Annotated in this window: 10 protein-coding genes; 2 read left to right on the top strand and 8 right to left on the bottom strand. The window is 41.6% G+C overall.

From position 1 onward, the window contains the following. Nucleotides 1–156: 156 nt before the first annotated feature. Nucleotides 157–1,821 (bottom strand): ABC transporter ATP-binding protein, encoded by a 1,665-nt coding sequence (locus AC0L6H_RS02950; RefSeq protein WP_473392483.1) that lies wholly within the window; start codon nt 1,819–1,821, stop codon nt 157–159. A 310-nt stretch (nt 1,822–2,131) separates the two neighbouring features. On the opposite strand from AC0L6H_RS02950, the gene AC0L6H_RS02945 reads away from it, so the two are divergent. After that, entirely contained in the window at nt 2,132–2,527 is a 396-nt protein-coding gene (locus tag AC0L6H_RS02945; protein ID WP_473392482.1) for a hypothetical protein, read from the top strand. 15 nt (nt 2,528–2,542) lie between these two features. Here AC0L6H_RS02945 and AC0L6H_RS02940 read toward each other — a convergent pair whose 3' ends face one another. The 6 genes from AC0L6H_RS02940 to AC0L6H_RS02915 all read right to left on the bottom strand — a co-directional run bounded on the left by AC0L6H_RS02940 (nt 2,543) and on the right by AC0L6H_RS02915 (nt 9,976). Then, nucleotides 2,543–5,674, bottom strand: a complete 3,132-nt coding sequence (locus AC0L6H_RS02940) for an efflux RND transporter permease subunit (RefSeq protein ID WP_473392481.1) — start codon at nt 5,672–5,674, stop codon at nt 2,543–2,545. Continuing rightward, the gene (locus AC0L6H_RS02935; RefSeq protein WP_473392479.1) at nt 5,671–6,747 is read right to left on the bottom strand and encodes an efflux RND transporter periplasmic adaptor subunit; all 1,077 of its coding nucleotides are present in this window, start codon (nt 6,745–6,747) and stop codon (nt 5,671–5,673) included. Before AC0L6H_RS02935 ends, AC0L6H_RS02940 begins: the two co-directional genes overlap by 4 nt. A gap of 308 nt (nt 6,748–7,055) precedes the next feature. Continuing rightward, nucleotides 7,056–8,183: a hypothetical protein gene (locus AC0L6H_RS02930; protein ID WP_473392478.1), complete on the bottom strand. Its 1,128-nt coding sequence runs from the start codon at nt 8,181–8,183 to the stop codon at nt 7,056–7,058. Beyond that, nucleotides 8,184–8,624: a hypothetical protein gene (locus AC0L6H_RS02925; protein WP_473392477.1), complete on the bottom strand. Its 441-nt coding sequence runs from the start codon at nt 8,622–8,624 to the stop codon at nt 8,184–8,186. Between the two features lie 11 nt (nt 8,625–8,635). Then, entirely contained in the window at nt 8,636–9,334 is a 699-nt protein-coding gene (locus tag AC0L6H_RS02920) for a hypothetical protein (protein ID WP_473392475.1), read from the bottom strand. Between the two features lie 42 nt (nt 9,335–9,376). After that, the gene (locus AC0L6H_RS02915) at nt 9,377–9,976 is read right to left on the bottom strand and encodes a hypothetical protein (RefSeq protein ID WP_473392474.1); all 600 of its coding nucleotides are present in this window, start codon (nt 9,974–9,976) and stop codon (nt 9,377–9,379) included. Nucleotides 9,977–10,245: 269 nt separating this feature from the next. Here AC0L6H_RS02915 and AC0L6H_RS02910 point away from each other — a divergent pair, with 269 nt between their 5' ends. Next, the gene (locus AC0L6H_RS02910; protein ID WP_473392473.1) at nt 10,246–12,354 is read left to right on the top strand and encodes a tetratricopeptide repeat protein; all 2,109 of its coding nucleotides are present in this window, start codon (nt 10,246–10,248) and stop codon (nt 12,352–12,354) included. 138 nt (nt 12,355–12,492) lie between these two features. On the opposite strand, the gene AC0L6H_RS02905 is transcribed toward AC0L6H_RS02910, so the two are convergent. Continuing rightward, nucleotides 12,493–16,242, bottom strand: a complete 3,750-nt coding sequence (locus AC0L6H_RS02905; protein ID WP_473392471.1) for an AAA family ATPase — start codon at nt 16,240–16,242, stop codon at nt 12,493–12,495. Between the last annotated feature and the right edge of the window lie 426 nt (nt 16,243–16,668).

Genomic DNA, 16,668 nt, shown 5'->3' with positions numbered 1-16,668 from the left:
TTTTTATGCGTTTGGGTTAAAATGTATGGCTTGCAGTTAACAATACCTAGCGATTATAAGCATTTTTGCAAAAAATATCATTGACTGGCGCGTATATGCAAGTCTTGCTATGTCTGTTTTGTTTGAGCATGCTTGTTACGTAAATAATATCGCTGTTTATGGCTGTAACTTTAGTTCGCCTTTACTTAGCAACAGCACATTGCTGGCTATGTCTTTAAGCTCGCTGTCGTGAGTAACGACAATTACGGTGTGTTCCTGCAAGGTAGTGCTAAGCAGTTGCGCAAATTCATGTTTTCCGTGGCTGTCGGCAAAGGACGTTGGCTCATCAAATATTATAATTTTGCAATCCATTAGTAGGGTGCGCGCTAGTGATATGCGCTGGCGTTGCCCGCCCGAGAGTAGCACGCCGTTGTCGCCTACTTGGGTGTAATAGCCTTTGGGTAGTTTTTCTATAAAGTCGTGTGCGCCAGCTTTTTTGGCGGCTTCTATCACGGCATCAAGCGAGGCTTGGGGCTGGCCGTAAGTTACGTTGTCGAGCACGCTGCCGTGGCTTAGGGCTACGTCTTGCGATACTAGGCCTATGTGTTTGCGCAGTGAGCGCAGGCGGCAATCTATTATGTCTTGGCCGTCTACAAAAATGTGGCCTTGTTGGGGGCTTATAAAGCGCATTAGTAAGTGCAGCAAGGTGGTTTTGCCTGCGCCGTTTTCGCCGTAAATCATATTTACTTTGCCGGGGCTAAAGCGCACGTTTACCTTGTTTAGCAGGGGTTTGTTGTTTTCGTAGCAAAAGCTTACTTGGCTAAGTTCTACTTCGCCTTTTGTGCAGTTGAGTTCTTCAAGGCCGGTGTCGTTAGCTTCGGGGGCAACATCAAATACATCCACTATGCGGGTTGATGCGCCAAGGGCTTGTTGCCATTGTCCGTAAATTCCGGCCAAGCTGCTAATGGGCTTGGCAAACAATAGGCCATACATGAGCAAGGTAATTAGCTCTGAAATGGAAATTTCGCCAGCCCTATAATGCAGCGCACTTACCAGCACCACAATTACAATACCAATAGAAATCAGCATTTGAATCAGCGGCGATATTAGCGCTTGGATCTTAAACTGCGACTGGCGAAGGCTAAGCATGTGCTGGGTGTTTTCTTTAAACTTCTCGCTTTCAATTTCTTCGCGGCTAAAGGATTTGACCAGTTTGATGGTGCTGAAGTTTTCAGCCGCTATCGACACTATGCCTGCTTGTTGGCGTGTTACTTGTTCTGAAATTGGCTTTATTTTACGCCCTAGTATTTTAAGCAATAAAAAGAAGCCCGGTACGCTAAAGGTAATTATAAGCGCCAGTTGTAAATTGATGCTGGCCATAAGCACAATTGCCCCGCAGGCAATTAATACGCTGGGCACAAGGCTGGTAATAATGCCTGATAAAAAGTGGGCGATTACGTTGGCGTCGTTACTTATGAGCGAGAGTATTTCGCCTTTTTTGCGCTTGCTAAAATAATCTACCGGTAGCATTTGCACGTGGTCGTATAGGCGACAGCTCAGATTAGCCAGTATGCTCGCGCCTACCATATTCACTCTAAAGCTTACCTGATAGCGGGTAATGGTTTGCATTACAATAAGCGCTAACCAAAAGCCAATAATGTAGCCGTAATGAATATCAAAAAAGCTATGGGCGCTGGGCTCTTGCAATACCGAGCTTGAAAACTGCCCTATAAAAAACGGAATAGCCAAACTCACCGCGCTTTCGAGCACCATTAAGCTAAGCACAATAGCAAGCTTGCGTTTATGCGGGCGTAAGTACGACGTGAAAAAAGATAAGTGCATTGAATGATTATACTGGCTAACTGTTAGGGTAGTTAGTGTATCTGAATATGCGCTTTATTTCTTTAATATATGGTGGGCTTATTGTGGTGCTTATTCTATTTCTTTTTTGAGTTTGCAGTGCCTGAATGCGTCTTGAGCTCAGCTCTAATTGTATTTTGCCACCATCTCTAGTTTCATTTTGCCACCATCTCTAGTTTCACTTTGCCACCCTATCTAATTGCATTTTGCCACCACCTCTAGTTGTGTTTTGCCACAACCTCTAGATGCGATATACTCACACTCCAGAGTGTTTAAAAATCATACAGGCAAAATGACTTCTCAAAGTGTGCAATTAGAGTTTGAAACTCTAATCAAAAAACCGAATCAACTAACTGCAAGCGCGAGTTTGAAGTCAGTTGCGCTTGCTCTTTGGTATCAAGATTTTGTACCTAGTGTAGATTCATTTGACGGTAAAGACCTTGCATTAGCAGGGTATGTTTTAGACAAATTAACTCGCTATAACTGCTTAGATGCAGCAAAAAAGGCTTACCTTCGAACTAATTTGCTTTCTGCCCTAGAGCAAAAAGTCGCATCCTATTCGACCCAAAGTACCTCAAAAGACAGGCTAGCAAAGCAATGGGGAACTTCGGTCGATTTGAAAAAAGAGTTTAGGGGTTTAATGGCTTACCAAAAGCGCCATTATAAAGACAGCAATTACCTAAGCTAAATCCCCATAGCAATTTTAAGCTTTTCGCCTATTCAACACCGCCACCAACAAAGCCGGCAAAAAGGTCAAACTCAATATAGTAGACACAAATATACCGCTTAACACAATAACCCCTACGCCACGATAAAGCTCTGTGCCTTCGCCGGGAATAAGCACCAAGGGTGCTAGCCCAAAAATAGTGGTGCTGGTTGACATCATAATTGGTTTTAGGCGTGTTTCAACGGCGCTTTTTACGGCGTCTCTCACTGCGCTTTCAAGCTCGTCTTTTTTGTTTTTCGCTTTTTCTAAATTGCGGCGGGTTTGGTCCACTATTAGAATGGGGTTGTTTACTACTGTGCCCAGTAGAATTAAAAAGCCCAACATAGTGATCATATCAAAGGGCTGGTAAGCACCACCTAGGACGCTATTTATTCCGTTTAGTGCAATTAGCCCAAGCAGGCCGCCCGCCATGCCTAGGGGGATCATGGTAAGCACAAACAAGGGGTAGCCCCAATGGCTAAATATCGCAACTAGCAGTAAATAACAAAGCGCAACGGCAATAACGAAGTTTTGAGATAAAGACGCCTGCGTGGCTTCAAGTTGGTCAGCCGCGCCCGATATGCTTACATTCAAACCTTGGGCAATTAAGCCTTGCTGGCGTAAGTTGGGTAGTAGTTGCTCGCGTACGGTTTTTACGGCGGTTTCAAGGGCAACGTCGCGCGGCGGAATAATGTATACCGACACCGTGCGTTCGCCGTCTATTCGCCTTACGGTATCACTGCTTTTGGTTTCAAGCAGTGTGGCAAAAGAGCGTAGCGGTAAAATAGCCCCGGTTGGCGTTAAAATAGGGGTAGATGCCAGTTGCTCAATAGTTTGCTTATTGCCCGAGCCGCTGAACATAAACATATCGACTTTGTCATCGTTTAAAATGAATTCGTCGACAAAGGCGCCGTCGCTTACCGCGGATATGGAATAGCCCAAATCGTTGGCGTTCATATTAAACTCGGCTAGGCGCTGCCAGTTGGGGCGTATTTCAATAAAGGGTTGTTCTAAGCTTAATGAGCCTGGATCTGAATTAAGCTGAGGGTTGTTAAAGTAGCTATCGGCGGTGTCAAATATCGCGCTTGCCCCTTGGTAGAGTTGCTCAATATTGCTGCCGGCAAGTTCTATGGCTACCGCGCGGGTGCCGCCGTCGTTACTCGATATAATAGAGCCGCGTGACGAAAATGCGCGCATGCCCTCAAAGCTTTCAAACTTGGCGGTAATGATGTCCATCATTTCGCCTACTTCTTCTGGGTTGGTTGGCATACTCACCATCCACATACCGCCTATATTTACGCGCATGTTGTAAAACAATAACGAGGGCATTTCGGCGTCGCCATTGGCAAAATCGTCAGGGTTGGCGTTTACAAAGGGCGTAAAATAAGCGCGCAGTTCATCGCCAATTTCTTCCATTTTACTTAGGTTGTAATCAGGCGGTGCCACCATAATCGAAAAGGCTTTGGGCTCTTCTCCTTCAGGCAGGTATTCTGCCGCTGGCATTAGCATGTATGCTGCGCCCAAAATAAGGATGAAGAATGAAGCGGCCACGATAGTAGCGCGACCAACGCTAGCGGTGACTTTATCTACCAAGGCTTTGCAGTAGTTTGCTACGCGCTTAAGCATGCCTTTTTCGTCTTTGGCTTTATCGTTTAGCCTGCCCATGGCAACGGGCACTACAAATATTGCGACTAACATTGATGCTAATATCGCGCCTGAAATCGCAATGGCTACGTCTGAATAGAGTTGCCCGGCTTCTTGTTCAATAAATAAGATGGGGGCAAATACTAAAATAGTAGTGCTGGTAGAGGCCAGTACGGCTGGCCATACATCTTTTACGCCTTCTATTGCGGCCTCGAGTTTGGCTAGGCCTTTGCGTCTAAACTGTACTATGGATTCGAGCACCACAATGGTGTTGTCTACGGTCATGCCTATGGCAAAGGCCACGCCCGCCATCGAAATTACGTTTATGGTGCGGCCAAAGGCCAGCAAAGCAATAAAGGCGGCAATGGTACAAAGCGGAATCCCTATTACGCCTATTAGGGTGCTGCGGGCCGAACGTAAAAAATAGAACATCACTAAGGTGGCCAGCAGTGCGCCTAGGAGTAAGTTTATCCATACGTTTTTTAGAGAGTTTGATACATAGAGCACATCATCACTAAATAGCTCCATTTTTAAACCGTTTGCGGCAAGGAGCTCTTTGTTTAGCTCGTCTACTATGGGCAATATTTGTTCTTTAATCGCGATTACGTTTGAACCGGTTTCACGGCGTACCGACAAGCCTAAGTTGCGTTCACCATTGGCGTAGGAGAGTTCGCGTTTCTCGTAGTGATCAAGCTTAACGCTGGCAACGTCTTTTAAATATACGTTGCTGTTGCCATTGCGCTTTATGATGGCGTTTTTAAGTTCGTCTAGAGTGTCAAATCGGCCTATTACGCGCAATAAATAGCGGCTGTTGCCGTCTTCAATATCCCCTGCGGAGGAGTCTGAATTACGATTGCGAATGGCGTCGCGTACTTCGGTTAAGCTTATGCCGCGTTGGGCTAATTTAGCGGCGTCTACGTTTATTTGAATTTGTCGTTCGGTACCGCCACGTATTTGAATTTGCGACACGCCGGGCACACTTTCCATGCGCGGTCGAATAACTTCATCGGCATAATTAAACAGCATGTCGATGTCGAGGTTCATGGGGTTGCCATCAATAGGGATGAGCTGAAAATACATGAAGGCGTTGCTAGAAAAGGAATCTGAAAACAACCTAGGTTGGTCAACATTTTCAGGGTAGCTGGGCACTTGGCTAAGGGCGTTACTTACGCGAATTAAGGACTCGTTTACTTCTACACCAAAGGGGAACTCTAGCTCTATACTGCCTTGGCCCATTTCAGCGGTTGAAATCATGCGCTGAAGGCCGGTTACGGTGCGCAGATAACGTTCTTGCTCTATGAGTATTTCTTTTTCAATATCTTGAGGCGTTGCGCCAGCCCAGCCTGTGCGGACTGAAATGGTGCGTACTTCAAGGTCGGGGATCATTTGCACCGGAATGCTAATAGCCGCCACAATCCCTAAAATACAACTAATACTGACTACTACGGCAACCAGTATGCCGCGCTTTATGGCTGATTCAATCATGATGCGGGCGTCGTTTTACTAATGCTTAGCTGTGTGTCGTCGCTAAGTAGCGCAACGCCTGTGGTGACGTAGGCTTGGTTTGCGCTTGCATTGGTCACTCGTACCAAATCGCCGCGTTCTTTTAGTACGTCAACAATTACGCGTTTGGCGCGGTTGTTTACTGCGGCGAAAATGCTCCAGCCACCGTCGGGATGTTGTTTAAGCGCTGAAGAGGGCAGCCAAAATGCGGTTTGCTCAGTGTTGGGCAGGGCGATTTCAGCTTGGGCAGACATGCCAATTAATAGCTTTGCGTCAGTTGGCAGGCTAATGTGCGCGGTGAACGATCGGGTTTGGCTGTTAGATACGCCAACTATACGTTCTATATTGCCCATGACAAAAGCGCTGTTGTGGCTGTCGGGTATGACTTTAATGGGGTCTGTTAATTGGCTAAATACAGCGTAGTATTCTTGGGGGACTTCTACGCTTAAGCGTTTATTTTGCTGTGAAACCAAGGCTAATACGCCGCTCTGGGGCGTGATCCATTCGCCCACATCTACCATGCGCCGATAAATAACCCCTGAAAATGGTGCGTAAAGGATGTGGCGGTTTACGACTTCTTGTTGTAAGTCTAGGCTAGCTTCAAGTTGGGCTATTTCGGCTTCTGCTTTGGCTACGTTGGTTAGGCGTTCTTCAACTAAGGTTTTTGCTGCCAGTTGTTTAGTCGATAGTTCTTGCACTTCTTTGTATAAGCGCTTTGCTTCTGTTAGTGAAACTTGTGCTGCTTTTACTTCGGCCTGCGCTTGACGCACAGCCAATGCACCTAGCTTGTTGTCTAGGCTTAATAGGGCTTGGCCTTTTTTAACTTCATCGCCTACTTCAACCAGTAGCTCTGCAACCACGCCCGACTCAAGGGGTGAGAGCATAGCGTCTTGCGCTGATTCAACGCTACCGCTTAATAACAGGGTTTGATAGTTTTTGGTGACCGACGGGTAAGTCACCGAGACTTCTACCGCCTCGCTTTGCGCGCTAGCGTGAGTAGATATCCCAAGTGTGAATACGAAAATGGCAACAAGGGTGGCTGCATTGGTTGTCATTGTTTTTCCTAATAGCGATGTGGCTTATTTTAAGCACATGTTTACTTATAGATATTTGTACCGATGAGGATAAACAAGAGATCATAAAATGAGCGATTTGTGATAGGTACAAAAAGACCATTCAACGACGGTTGAAGAATTTACTTGAGCGCGGTAACGTTTCTTGAATATTGCTTTGTATCAATCAATAAGGCGCCTATTTAAAAATTAATTTTAGCTATTTTCCGCGGGGCACGCGTGGGGTATTAACTGTGTTTTAATCGGTAACTTTCGATTTTGCTGCTGATTTAACAAGAATATTTCGTTCTCTAATTCGGATTTTTTTGAACAAACTCTTCAAAGCGCTTTTGACGTTCTTTATCGCGACTGAAGCGCGCTCTGCAAATACGTCGCAGTGGTTCTATTCTTGCCTCAACATTTACAGGGTTACTGACGATCATCCAATCAGTGTATGACTCATCAAATCGAACATTTGCCTCAAGCTTACATGCTTGATATGCCTCTACTAAGAGTCCGGCATTAGTTTCGCTCAAGGCGCTTTGAGAGAAACTTAGCGAGCTAATCAACGCCCCATCTATGGGTACGTTAGATCCAGGAAAATAAACTTTGCCGCTAGCGTGATTTATAAAGTCACTTTCCATTTGTTTTGCGTCAGCAAGTTGTTGAGAGTTAGGTTTACTGGCTTCAACTATATCGCTGATACTTGGTAGGTATTTTTGTATCTTGTTGCCATTAGCGTCTCTACTAGCCCAATTGAAATCTTTGTAGAGCGCTACGCACTGCTGAGCGGACGCTATTTCTTTTGGCCTACCTTGCAGCGCGGTTATTGGCTGTGTTGTCTTTTCTTTAATCCTAATGTTTTCACATTGCTTAACCTCAACGATGTCATTTTGCCTTTGCCACTGAGCAAAATTGGGGTCGGCTTTGCGGAAATTAGCAATATTTATATTCAATCTCTGCAGACGGTTTTGTAAGGCTTGTTTTTGGCTGTTTAACGTTGCAGCTTCTGCCCATGCTGAGTAATAAAAGCCATTACTCGATTGCTCAAATGTTGCAATTCTGATTGGTATTGGATATCGATTTACCGCTAGACGCAAACAGACAGGGCCGGTCGGTTCAAATTTAGTCGCATCCGCCAAGGGCATTTTGATGCCATTTATACCTGCTCTAATACGTGTTCGACCGAGTACTTCGTTGGTTACTTTACCGTAGGTAGTGTCGTACTCTCCAAGCACCTCAATTGTAGTATTAGGTCGTAATTGCTGTGCTATTGGAACGTCACCTGCCCAACTAAATAAAATGGTCTTGTGCGACGCTTCGAGCGCAATACCCGGTAGAGGGTTTCCAGGGGATAAATGTGAAGTTGAGCGGCACGAACTTAATAATAACAAGGCGATAAAGAACACCGTGTGCTTACAGGTATTTTTTGGATTCATTTAGTCAGACTCCACAATATTTTGATAGCCCAGCGAAAAAGCAGAATGTGGTTCTAATTTACATGAACTCTGGATTTGGCAGGTTCGCATCGAATCGTATAGTTTGATAATAGCGCCATTGCCTATTCCTAAATGTAGCTTGCGAGCACGAATAAAGTCAGTAAGTTGTGCCTTTAGTGATAACTCGGTGTCCGTTAAAATGGCTTGCCAAACCGCATACCAATCTGCCATGTTTGCGCTAGCAGATTTCAATGCGACAAAGTCTTGTTCAAAGTCTCGATGATAGGGATCATCTGCATTTAATCGATAAATTGAGGTGGGCACAAATTCTGTATTTAAGATGCCATAAGACCGCTTATTCAAACGATGGGCTTCACCGTCAAGTAGCATTTTATGAAAATAATGGACAAGTTCTACTTCTGATTTGACTCTTGAGCGCATTCGAAACGCAATCACGTCAAGAAAACGCTTCGGATCACTTGAGAGCAAATATGTGAACGAAGCATTTGCAGTGAATAAATTGTCCTGGTAACGGGTACTCTGCAGATCAAAATACATGCAATTTCCTTTTGGACTAATAAATTGCTCATATGTTTTGCAGCGATACTTTGCGTTAGCATCTTTTTTTGCACAAAGCTTCTCATTTGGGCACATTCTTGTCGGTATAAATCGTCCTTACAATATCGATATAGAATAAATTGAGTGTATGCAATACCATTTTCGGTGATATTTTCGATACCAAATCCGCTAGCAGAAGAACTAGCATGCGTGACAAAGTCGGCTTGTGGCTCAATGATCCTAACGTATCCTCCCATAGAGGCGATTGTGCAAGCACTAGCGCATAAGAATCCATTTGGGGTACGAACAGTCGCTTTAGCTCTGTTCAGCGCTTCCCCGATTTCGATGCCAGAACTAACGGCGCCTCCGCCAGAACATAGCCAAACTTCAGAGTAGGTGTTTTTGCGCGCAATCCACGGGCGCATCAATTTACCTGAATCTGCTTTGATACCCCCTGCAAGTAATAAAATAGTATTTCCATCAACAGGATGCAAAGAAGCAGTCATGGGCTTTTGAAGCTCAGATTTGGTACATTGAACTGTTTTTGCGGCAGCATCACCTGCCACTACAATTAAGCTCACTAAAATGGTCAAGAAGATACTTACGCCTTTGCAACTCATTTTGTTATGCTCAACTTACACAGGCACTTCTTCATAAGAACCGTTGCTATTTTTACACACGGGGATGTATTGCTCGGCCTCACCTTCGTCTGATTTTATAAAGTTGCGACGAGTCGCGCACTCACGGCCCTCTGCCGTTCTGATTGGTTCAACAATTTCGACTTCTCCTTCATAAGAGCCCGATTTCCATGCTTGAGGGGTTTGCGTGACTTGCGATTGAGACTGTTGTTGAGCCATTTTCCATGCCTCCTCTTGCGCTCGTTTAGCCTCTTGGTCCATTTTTTCGATAATTGCAAGTGCGGTTTTGCCTCCAACCACACAGCCCAAGCCTGCAACAAGCATAGATGCTTGCTTTATTTCTTCATCAGCGTACGCATAGCCTTTATCTCTTAGTTTCCTTCCTAAATACTGCGTGCCAAACCAGCCAGCGCTTCCGCCAACGGCGCATCCGGTGCCACCAGCAAGAATTTTAGTGCCTATCCCAGTTTCTTGTGTTTGATTTGGAACCGGAAGTCCAAGGTCTTTTAGTTGATTTGTGACTTCGGTAGAGTCACACCCAGCTATCATAATAGTGCACGTAACACATAAACAGATGACAATATTTCGTAAATTCATGTTTTCCCTCATGACGACAAGCATGCGTTAGCTAATTAGTCCGTATGACTCATCTAAGTAATAATGAAATTTGATGATACCTACAGTATTACGCGACTATCAAAGCACCTACAAGCACTTGAATTACCTATCTCTCGTGTAAAATTCTTAAGTACCGTTAAGTGACGACAAAAGAAAAAGATGTTTATTTTTTGAAGAGCTTTGCTACACTGCTTACAGGTCATTTTATGCGCAGTTTTTAGCGATGTTTTATTAAACAACGGACCATTATGGATAATCGAAAACGCAAAAGAGGGATAAAAGCATCGCGAGAAAAACTTGAAGCAGCAATGCTTGCAAGGGGCTTTAAGACGCAACGCGAATTAGCGAATCAGATTGCCTCTGATGAAAATATCAAAACACCCCCTAAAGACCTCGTCAATAAGGTATTCCGCGAGCAAGCCGTGTCGATCAACAATATAAATCGAGTAGCGAAAGGCTTAAGGGTAGAGCCTCACTCACTTTATTTAGCTAAAAATGACACTGCGGTCGAAAAGATTCTTCAAGAACAAATACAAAGTGAGAGCACACCGGACATTCCAGATGCATCCATACATGCCACAGAAAATCCTGAAGCGTCAGCAATACAAGGGAAAAAAGCCAACAAATTCAATGTTGTCATCATGTTCGTGGTTTTGCTATCGATGGTCTTTTTATTGAGTGTGCATAATAATAAAACGCATGTTGATACCAGTATTACATCTGCCATCGGCAAAGTGTTAATCATTGTTCAAGCAGATGAAAATTCGCAAGCATTTGCCCGTCAGTTACGCACCCGGTTTAGCAGTAATAACGAAATCAGTGTTGTGCTGTCACAGAACCCCTTGCTAGTTGGCGCTGAACCTAAACATATTCTAGAGAAGAGCAACGCGCATGCGCTTGTACGCATAGATACTAAAGGCCAGGATATCTATAAATTACTCACTGTGAGAGTTGATTCTGCTAATCACCAAGCAAGCCTTTTGCAAAAGATAGCCACAAATGAGGAGCTATTCCTGAATCAAGAGATATATGTTGAGCAAGCAAAAGCACAGATTGAAAATTTTATCTCTGGGCAAGCAATTGAAGGTATATTCACTAATGAGATGCCACAAATAGAGCAATATGTTAAAGGGCTGAATGCATTATTTCTAAGTCACTCACTCGAGGACTTGTTAGCAGCTAAAGAATACTTTCTTGAAGCAATAGACGATGCCCCTTCTTTTGCTCATGTTTATGCGCAGTTGTGCTTGATTGACGTTCGAATAAGTTGGATTGAAAATGAACTCCAGTCGCTTGAAGCCGCCGCTGAAAATTGTCAGATAGCGGCAGAAAAAGTCCCAGACTATGTTTACACCAAGCTTGCTAAGCTAGAGTTATTGATTAAAACTGGCGAGTTCGACCAGGCGAAAACGGTAGTGGAAGCGCTAACTCAGTATAATGAAACAAATTCTGATGTATTAGCAACCTTAGCAGAATATTATCTTGTTTTAGCTAATTCAGATTCAGCACAAGGTGATATCAATAAGCTTCTTGAATTTGCAACTAAAGCCCTTGAAATTGAATCACGACATTGGAGGGCGGCTAACACGCTAGCGAACTATTATTTTTCTATTGGCGATGTCATTTCGGCAAAGAACTACTTAAGTCAAGCATCGCAAGTCGTTGCACATCCTGTCATTATGGCTAACTTGGGCACTATGCAATTGTGTCATGACGAATTGAATAGAGCAGCACAAACCTATCAAAAAATTATTGATTCATCAGATAACAATTACTTAGGGCATGAAAACTTAGGCACAGTTTATTTGATGCAAGGCGACTATCTCAATGCAAGTAAACACAAACAAATTGCTTTTGATCAACAACCCGATAATGCTATACATCAAGTGTGGAGCGGTTTAGCTCAGTCTTATGAATTAAAAGGTAATACACCAGAGGCCTTGCGTCTATACGCCGAAGCGCTAGCGATTATAGAACGCGATGAATTGTTAGAAATCAATAATTTAAACGACGCATTGCACAAAGCGTACTACCAGTTTAAGCTTAAAAAGCTGTCGCGAGAAAAATTTGATCAAAAAAGCTATTTGCAGATAACCCAAGATTTAATAAAACAGCGCTCACAACTAGGGCTAAAGGCAAGAAGTCACTTAGCATGGCTGGCAGGTGAGCTTGGATTAATTGAAATGAAATCGACAATAAGTGCCGAAATAATTCAGATCTGTCCTGTTTATAAGCGCGCGCCTGAGTTGAAAAACGCATATTTTCCTCGCACTTCACTATACAGATTGCAGCACCAAAGGTCAGATTACCTACTCACCTCAACGACAAATATTTCGCAGATTTCTTCAACACCATAGTTGAGCAACTACAAAACTAGCCTCAAGTAGGGAAACTAAGATAACTGCATCGTCTTGTTGGTGGCCGTCACAGGTTTTGCAACCAACCTAGCCCTAAAGACAGCTGTCACAGAGGATCGTAAGTAGCTTTCATTCTTCTTATACTCTCGCGTACAACTTTATTTGATCTTCAAGCTCACTATTTAAGATAGATGCTAAAAAATGTAGTTGATTGACTTCCAAGGTTGTAATCAAGTCTTTTACCGTAGAATAATACTTTGACATCAAACGTTCTGGCAACTTCTTGCTCTTATCAATTGTTCGATGGATAGATAAAAAAGTTTGAATATGCTCTTCGATTTCTACCAACATATTTCTATATATACATAATTCTACAAGCTTAATTAGAGAAGCTAGATAACGACTTACGTCTACCATATTATTTGACGAAACTTGATTGAAGTTTTGAATCTTTGTCGACATTTCAATTATTAATTTCATGTATTCAATGTCTTCTATATTAAATGTTGTCGTCATAAAACCAGTCAAACAAATTTGATTTTGAAATTCATCGCGGTCGTTGAGATCTTGATAAAATGATGGTTTCCAATGCGTGCTTAGTAAAATACCATCTAATTCGTGTTGCAGTTCATCTGCTCTAATTTTGTAGATTTGGATTTTTTCTTCATCATCCATGAAGACATCTGGATGCCGACATAATAAAGCCAATCTTTCAATTATAAGTCGAAAGCCATCTTGCCATTTTAGTGGTTTCATTAGATAGTTTTGCTTGGTGATTTTGTAGGCGCTATCTAGATATTCTATAGCAGTTTCAGAGTTTGTGTGGCGCTTAGAAACGCCAATATTATAAAGAACAGAAGCATATCTACCGGCCCATCTTTCTGGATGATTTTGATACATATATTTTAGAAGGTATTCAGCCTTGGTCACTATTTTACCTACATCTGCAATCTCACTACTATTACCTGTGCCGTATTTTCCATACTTATTAGCTTCAATGCACATATGGTCAAAAAACGTTTCATCCCAACTGCCGGAGTGATGTTCTTTTACAAAATCTATAAATGATTTCACTACCTTTTGTTGGAATATAGATACATTTGACCTCGCCACTCCTTGATTAAAATACAAATTACACTCTTTTAAAAACAAAACCGCTAGCGACTCGATAGGCTGGTTGTATTGCTCATAAATATGTTTAATTTTTTGTTCCGACTCTTTTTGATTTAGCATCTCGGTTGAATAACTAACATTGACCTTCTCTTTGAAAAAATCGAATTCATACAATTTATCTACGAATTTTTGAGTTAAATAACTGCGAAAGAGTCCATGCTTAAAAGTATATTCGTTAAAAGTGTTAAGACGCTTTAATATCTCAAAAACCTCTTCTAAGATTTCTAACGTTTCTGAGTCAAAACCTGTTTCATTTGAACTTATCAAATATTCTCTTATTGGACCCAGTTCGGGGTACTTAACTACGTTTAGATTTGCCAATTTGGATAAGAAATTTCTGATTAAATCACTATTAAATGGCTCACCTGTTATTGCTGATAATTGCAGACCCATGCTAGCCGCATTAGCCCGTTCTCCAAGATACTGTGCTATAACGAAAAGCCTTTCTTCCATTACGGCAAATGATGATAAGTTAAAGTTCTGTTTGAACTCTTCTGAAAAATTGTTATTTAGATAAGCTTCAGAGTAAGTCGCTTCTAATTCTTTGAACAAATGTATTATCGTCAACTTAAAGTCAGTACTGGGTTGTTCTGTTATGTAATATGCGCCGTCGTTTAACGTGATAATCTTACTAAGATTTTGACGATTTTTGTAAAATTGAGGATCACTGATAAGATTAAGTAATTCTATAGAAAAAAGAGTATTAACCTGTGTTGAACTAGATACTTTTTCAGTCGTTAATAACTCTAAAATTGAATCGGCTAATATAAATATATGAGAACTTTTTGGCTTATAATAAGTTTGGAGTATAAGCTCACATAATGTTTCTCTATCCATACCTCGAAGATATATAGTTTTCGCAAATGTTACGTTATTGTGGTCTTCGAATTTTTTAATAGACTTGTTTGAATCATTTTTTAATTCTTGTTTATTGCACAAACCCACTTGTTCAAATAGTTTAACTGTATAAAGATTCTCTTTGTTTTTTGCAAGTTTATAGCTAGATTCACTATCTGCTTGTCTAGCGGTTAGTAGCACTTTTATAGATTCTTCATGTATCAATCGCGTAAATATGAATTCGCTTGTGAGTTCGTCAATCCACTGAACGTCATCTATTAAAACTATTAATGGATTATCAGAGGACTCTTTATGAATTTCATTGGCTATATTTCGAAGTTGCTTAATAGCCGTAAGTAGGTTGTCAAACTGCTCCATTTTTTTGTTTATGGCTGTATCAGTTTCTAGGGCCGCGGTTGTTTGAACGTAATTACGGTTTGTTGAAAAAGCATCTAGGGCTGATTCTCCAGAACGATAAAGCGTGCCAACCCCCGTACAAGACGCAATAAATCTTAAAGCGTGGTTTACCTTTTTCGCAGAAATCTTTTTCGCTTTCCAAGCTTCTTCAATATCGACAGCACTATTTTTAGATGAAATAACTTTATCTTTATATAAACGAAGCAGGACGTTATGGTTCTTTTTATAGTTTTCGGTCAACCTCAGCGTTTCTCGTTGAATTGAATCAAATAAAGTAGCTAGCCCAGTATATTTCGAATTTTGGCCTATATGATTATAAATTTTTAGACGGATTTGACTATTTTCTAACTCCCCTGCGACTCGATTTAGTTGTTCAAAATGCTTTCTTACTAAAGCCGTCTTCCCTACTCCAGGCTCACCCTTTATAAGCGTCCAATGACTAAAGCGTTGTCGTTTAGTGTTCTGTTTACATCTATCTTTAAATGCTTGATGTTGGCTCATCAATTGCGTCAATTCACTTTCTCTACCCACAAATGTAGACGCATTAACTGCAGGCTTAGGAATATTCATTCCTATTTTCTCTAACATATTGTGCCTGTTTGCAAAAAGGCGTAAACGTAAAATCCTAGTTTGAATATCCTCTTTATGTGCGGTGTTATTTTGAGTGGAAGTTAAACAGTCTTCATTATAATTGAATAACACTGAAATATGCCCAGCATCGCGTCTTTGCTCTTGCATATAATTAAACAACAAAGAGAAAAGTGATAGCGATGCGACATCCAAATTATTTGGATTATTGATCACAATTAGCTTTGGGGCGCCCAGCCCCAAGGATGTGATTATTTTAAGAGTAAATTGTATAGCTTCATGTGAATTGTGCTTTTCACTAAGCTTATCTGCCAACTTTAATATTGCTATTTCAGCATCTTTGGTCAAATACAGGTCGCTATCTGATTCACGCTTATTAGCATGTTTCTCGGAATAAAAATTGCTCACATCTTCGGCTTTATTAACGACTGTGTCAGCGGGCTTTTCCACTATCCATTCCGCTATCCAATCATTGAATTTATTCTGTAAATGTCCTACTAATTCGCTGGCTCTTTCTGTAATTTCATCGGTAATGGTATTTCCAGCGACTTCGCTAATCCCTAAAGTACCAACATGTATAATGAACTTGATTGCGGCATCGATACTTTTTTTGTTTCTAAAGTCATTTTTTAGAAGCATAAAAAGCGAATGAAATACCTGTAAATTGTCATTTTGTATTGCATCAATGATAATTATATTTGTCTTATTTTCCGTCACTTCAGCATCAAAATGCTTCTTGCAGACGTCGACTAAATTAAAGCTAATATGATCATTTTGTAGCTGAGAAATATGCTTTTGCTGAACTTCAATTAATAAAGGACTGAGCTTTGATTGATAAACACTTCTATTTAAAGCTTTAAGCAGGTTGGTCACACTAAATTCCGTTCGATTGAGAAAAAGTTAATTCGAAAATATGCGTGTAATTCTACACTGCGTCAATACGGACTATACTCTACACAGTTCAAAACGTTTAAGCATTACTAACAATAAATTAGAGTAATGATACTGAAATATTCGGTTAGAAATTGATTTATTAGACTTCAACTATCAGGCGCTGCTATCCTCAAAAAGCTAACGGTGATGCATCCCTTTAGCATCATAATAATGTGTAACGAATGGTGTAAATAATGGAGGGAGTGACTTGAATTTTTGGCGACCAATCAATACGCCGACAATACCAATCAACACCAATACAACTGTCGATGGTCCAGATACACTCTGCAATTGCCAATTCGCGTAAACAGAATTAGCGATATCACTCACTCGGATTAATGTTGCTTGCACTGCAGGCGAATGGCG

The sequence above is a fragment of the Glaciecola sp. G7-5 genome (genome assembly GCF_055808975.1).
Note: the sequence above shows the minus strand (reverse complement) of the source record. Positions and strands in the feature narration are given on the sequence as shown.

What these genes read in the sequence shown, in the direction of transcription:
- AC0L6H_RS02950 (WP_473392483.1), bottom strand. Translation starts at nt 1,821, where the DNA reads ATGCACTTATCTTTTTTCACGTCGTACTTACGCCCGCATAAACGCAAG.
- AC0L6H_RS02945 (WP_473392482.1), top strand. Translation starts at nt 2,132, where the DNA reads ATGACTTCTCAAAGTGTGCAATTAGAGTTTGAAACTCTAATCAAAAAA.
- AC0L6H_RS02940 (WP_473392481.1), bottom strand. Translation starts at nt 5,674, where the DNA reads ATGATTGAATCAGCCATAAAGCGCGGCATACTGGTTGCCGTAGTAGTC.
- AC0L6H_RS02935 (WP_473392479.1), bottom strand. Translation starts at nt 6,747, where the DNA reads ATGACAACCAATGCAGCCACCCTTGTTGCCATTTTCGTATTCACACTT.
- AC0L6H_RS02930 (WP_473392478.1), bottom strand. Translation starts at nt 8,183, where the DNA reads ATGAATCCAAAAAATACCTGTAAGCACACGGTGTTCTTTATCGCCTTG.
- AC0L6H_RS02925 (WP_473392477.1), bottom strand. Translation starts at nt 8,624, where the DNA reads ATGCGCTCAAGAGTCAAATCAGAAGTAGAACTTGTCCATTATTTTCAT.
- AC0L6H_RS02915 (WP_473392474.1), bottom strand. Translation starts at nt 9,976, where the DNA reads ATGAATTTACGAAATATTGTCATCTGTTTATGTGTTACGTGCACTATT.
- AC0L6H_RS02910 (WP_473392473.1), top strand. Translation starts at nt 10,246, where the DNA reads ATGGATAATCGAAAACGCAAAAGAGGGATAAAAGCATCGCGAGAAAAA.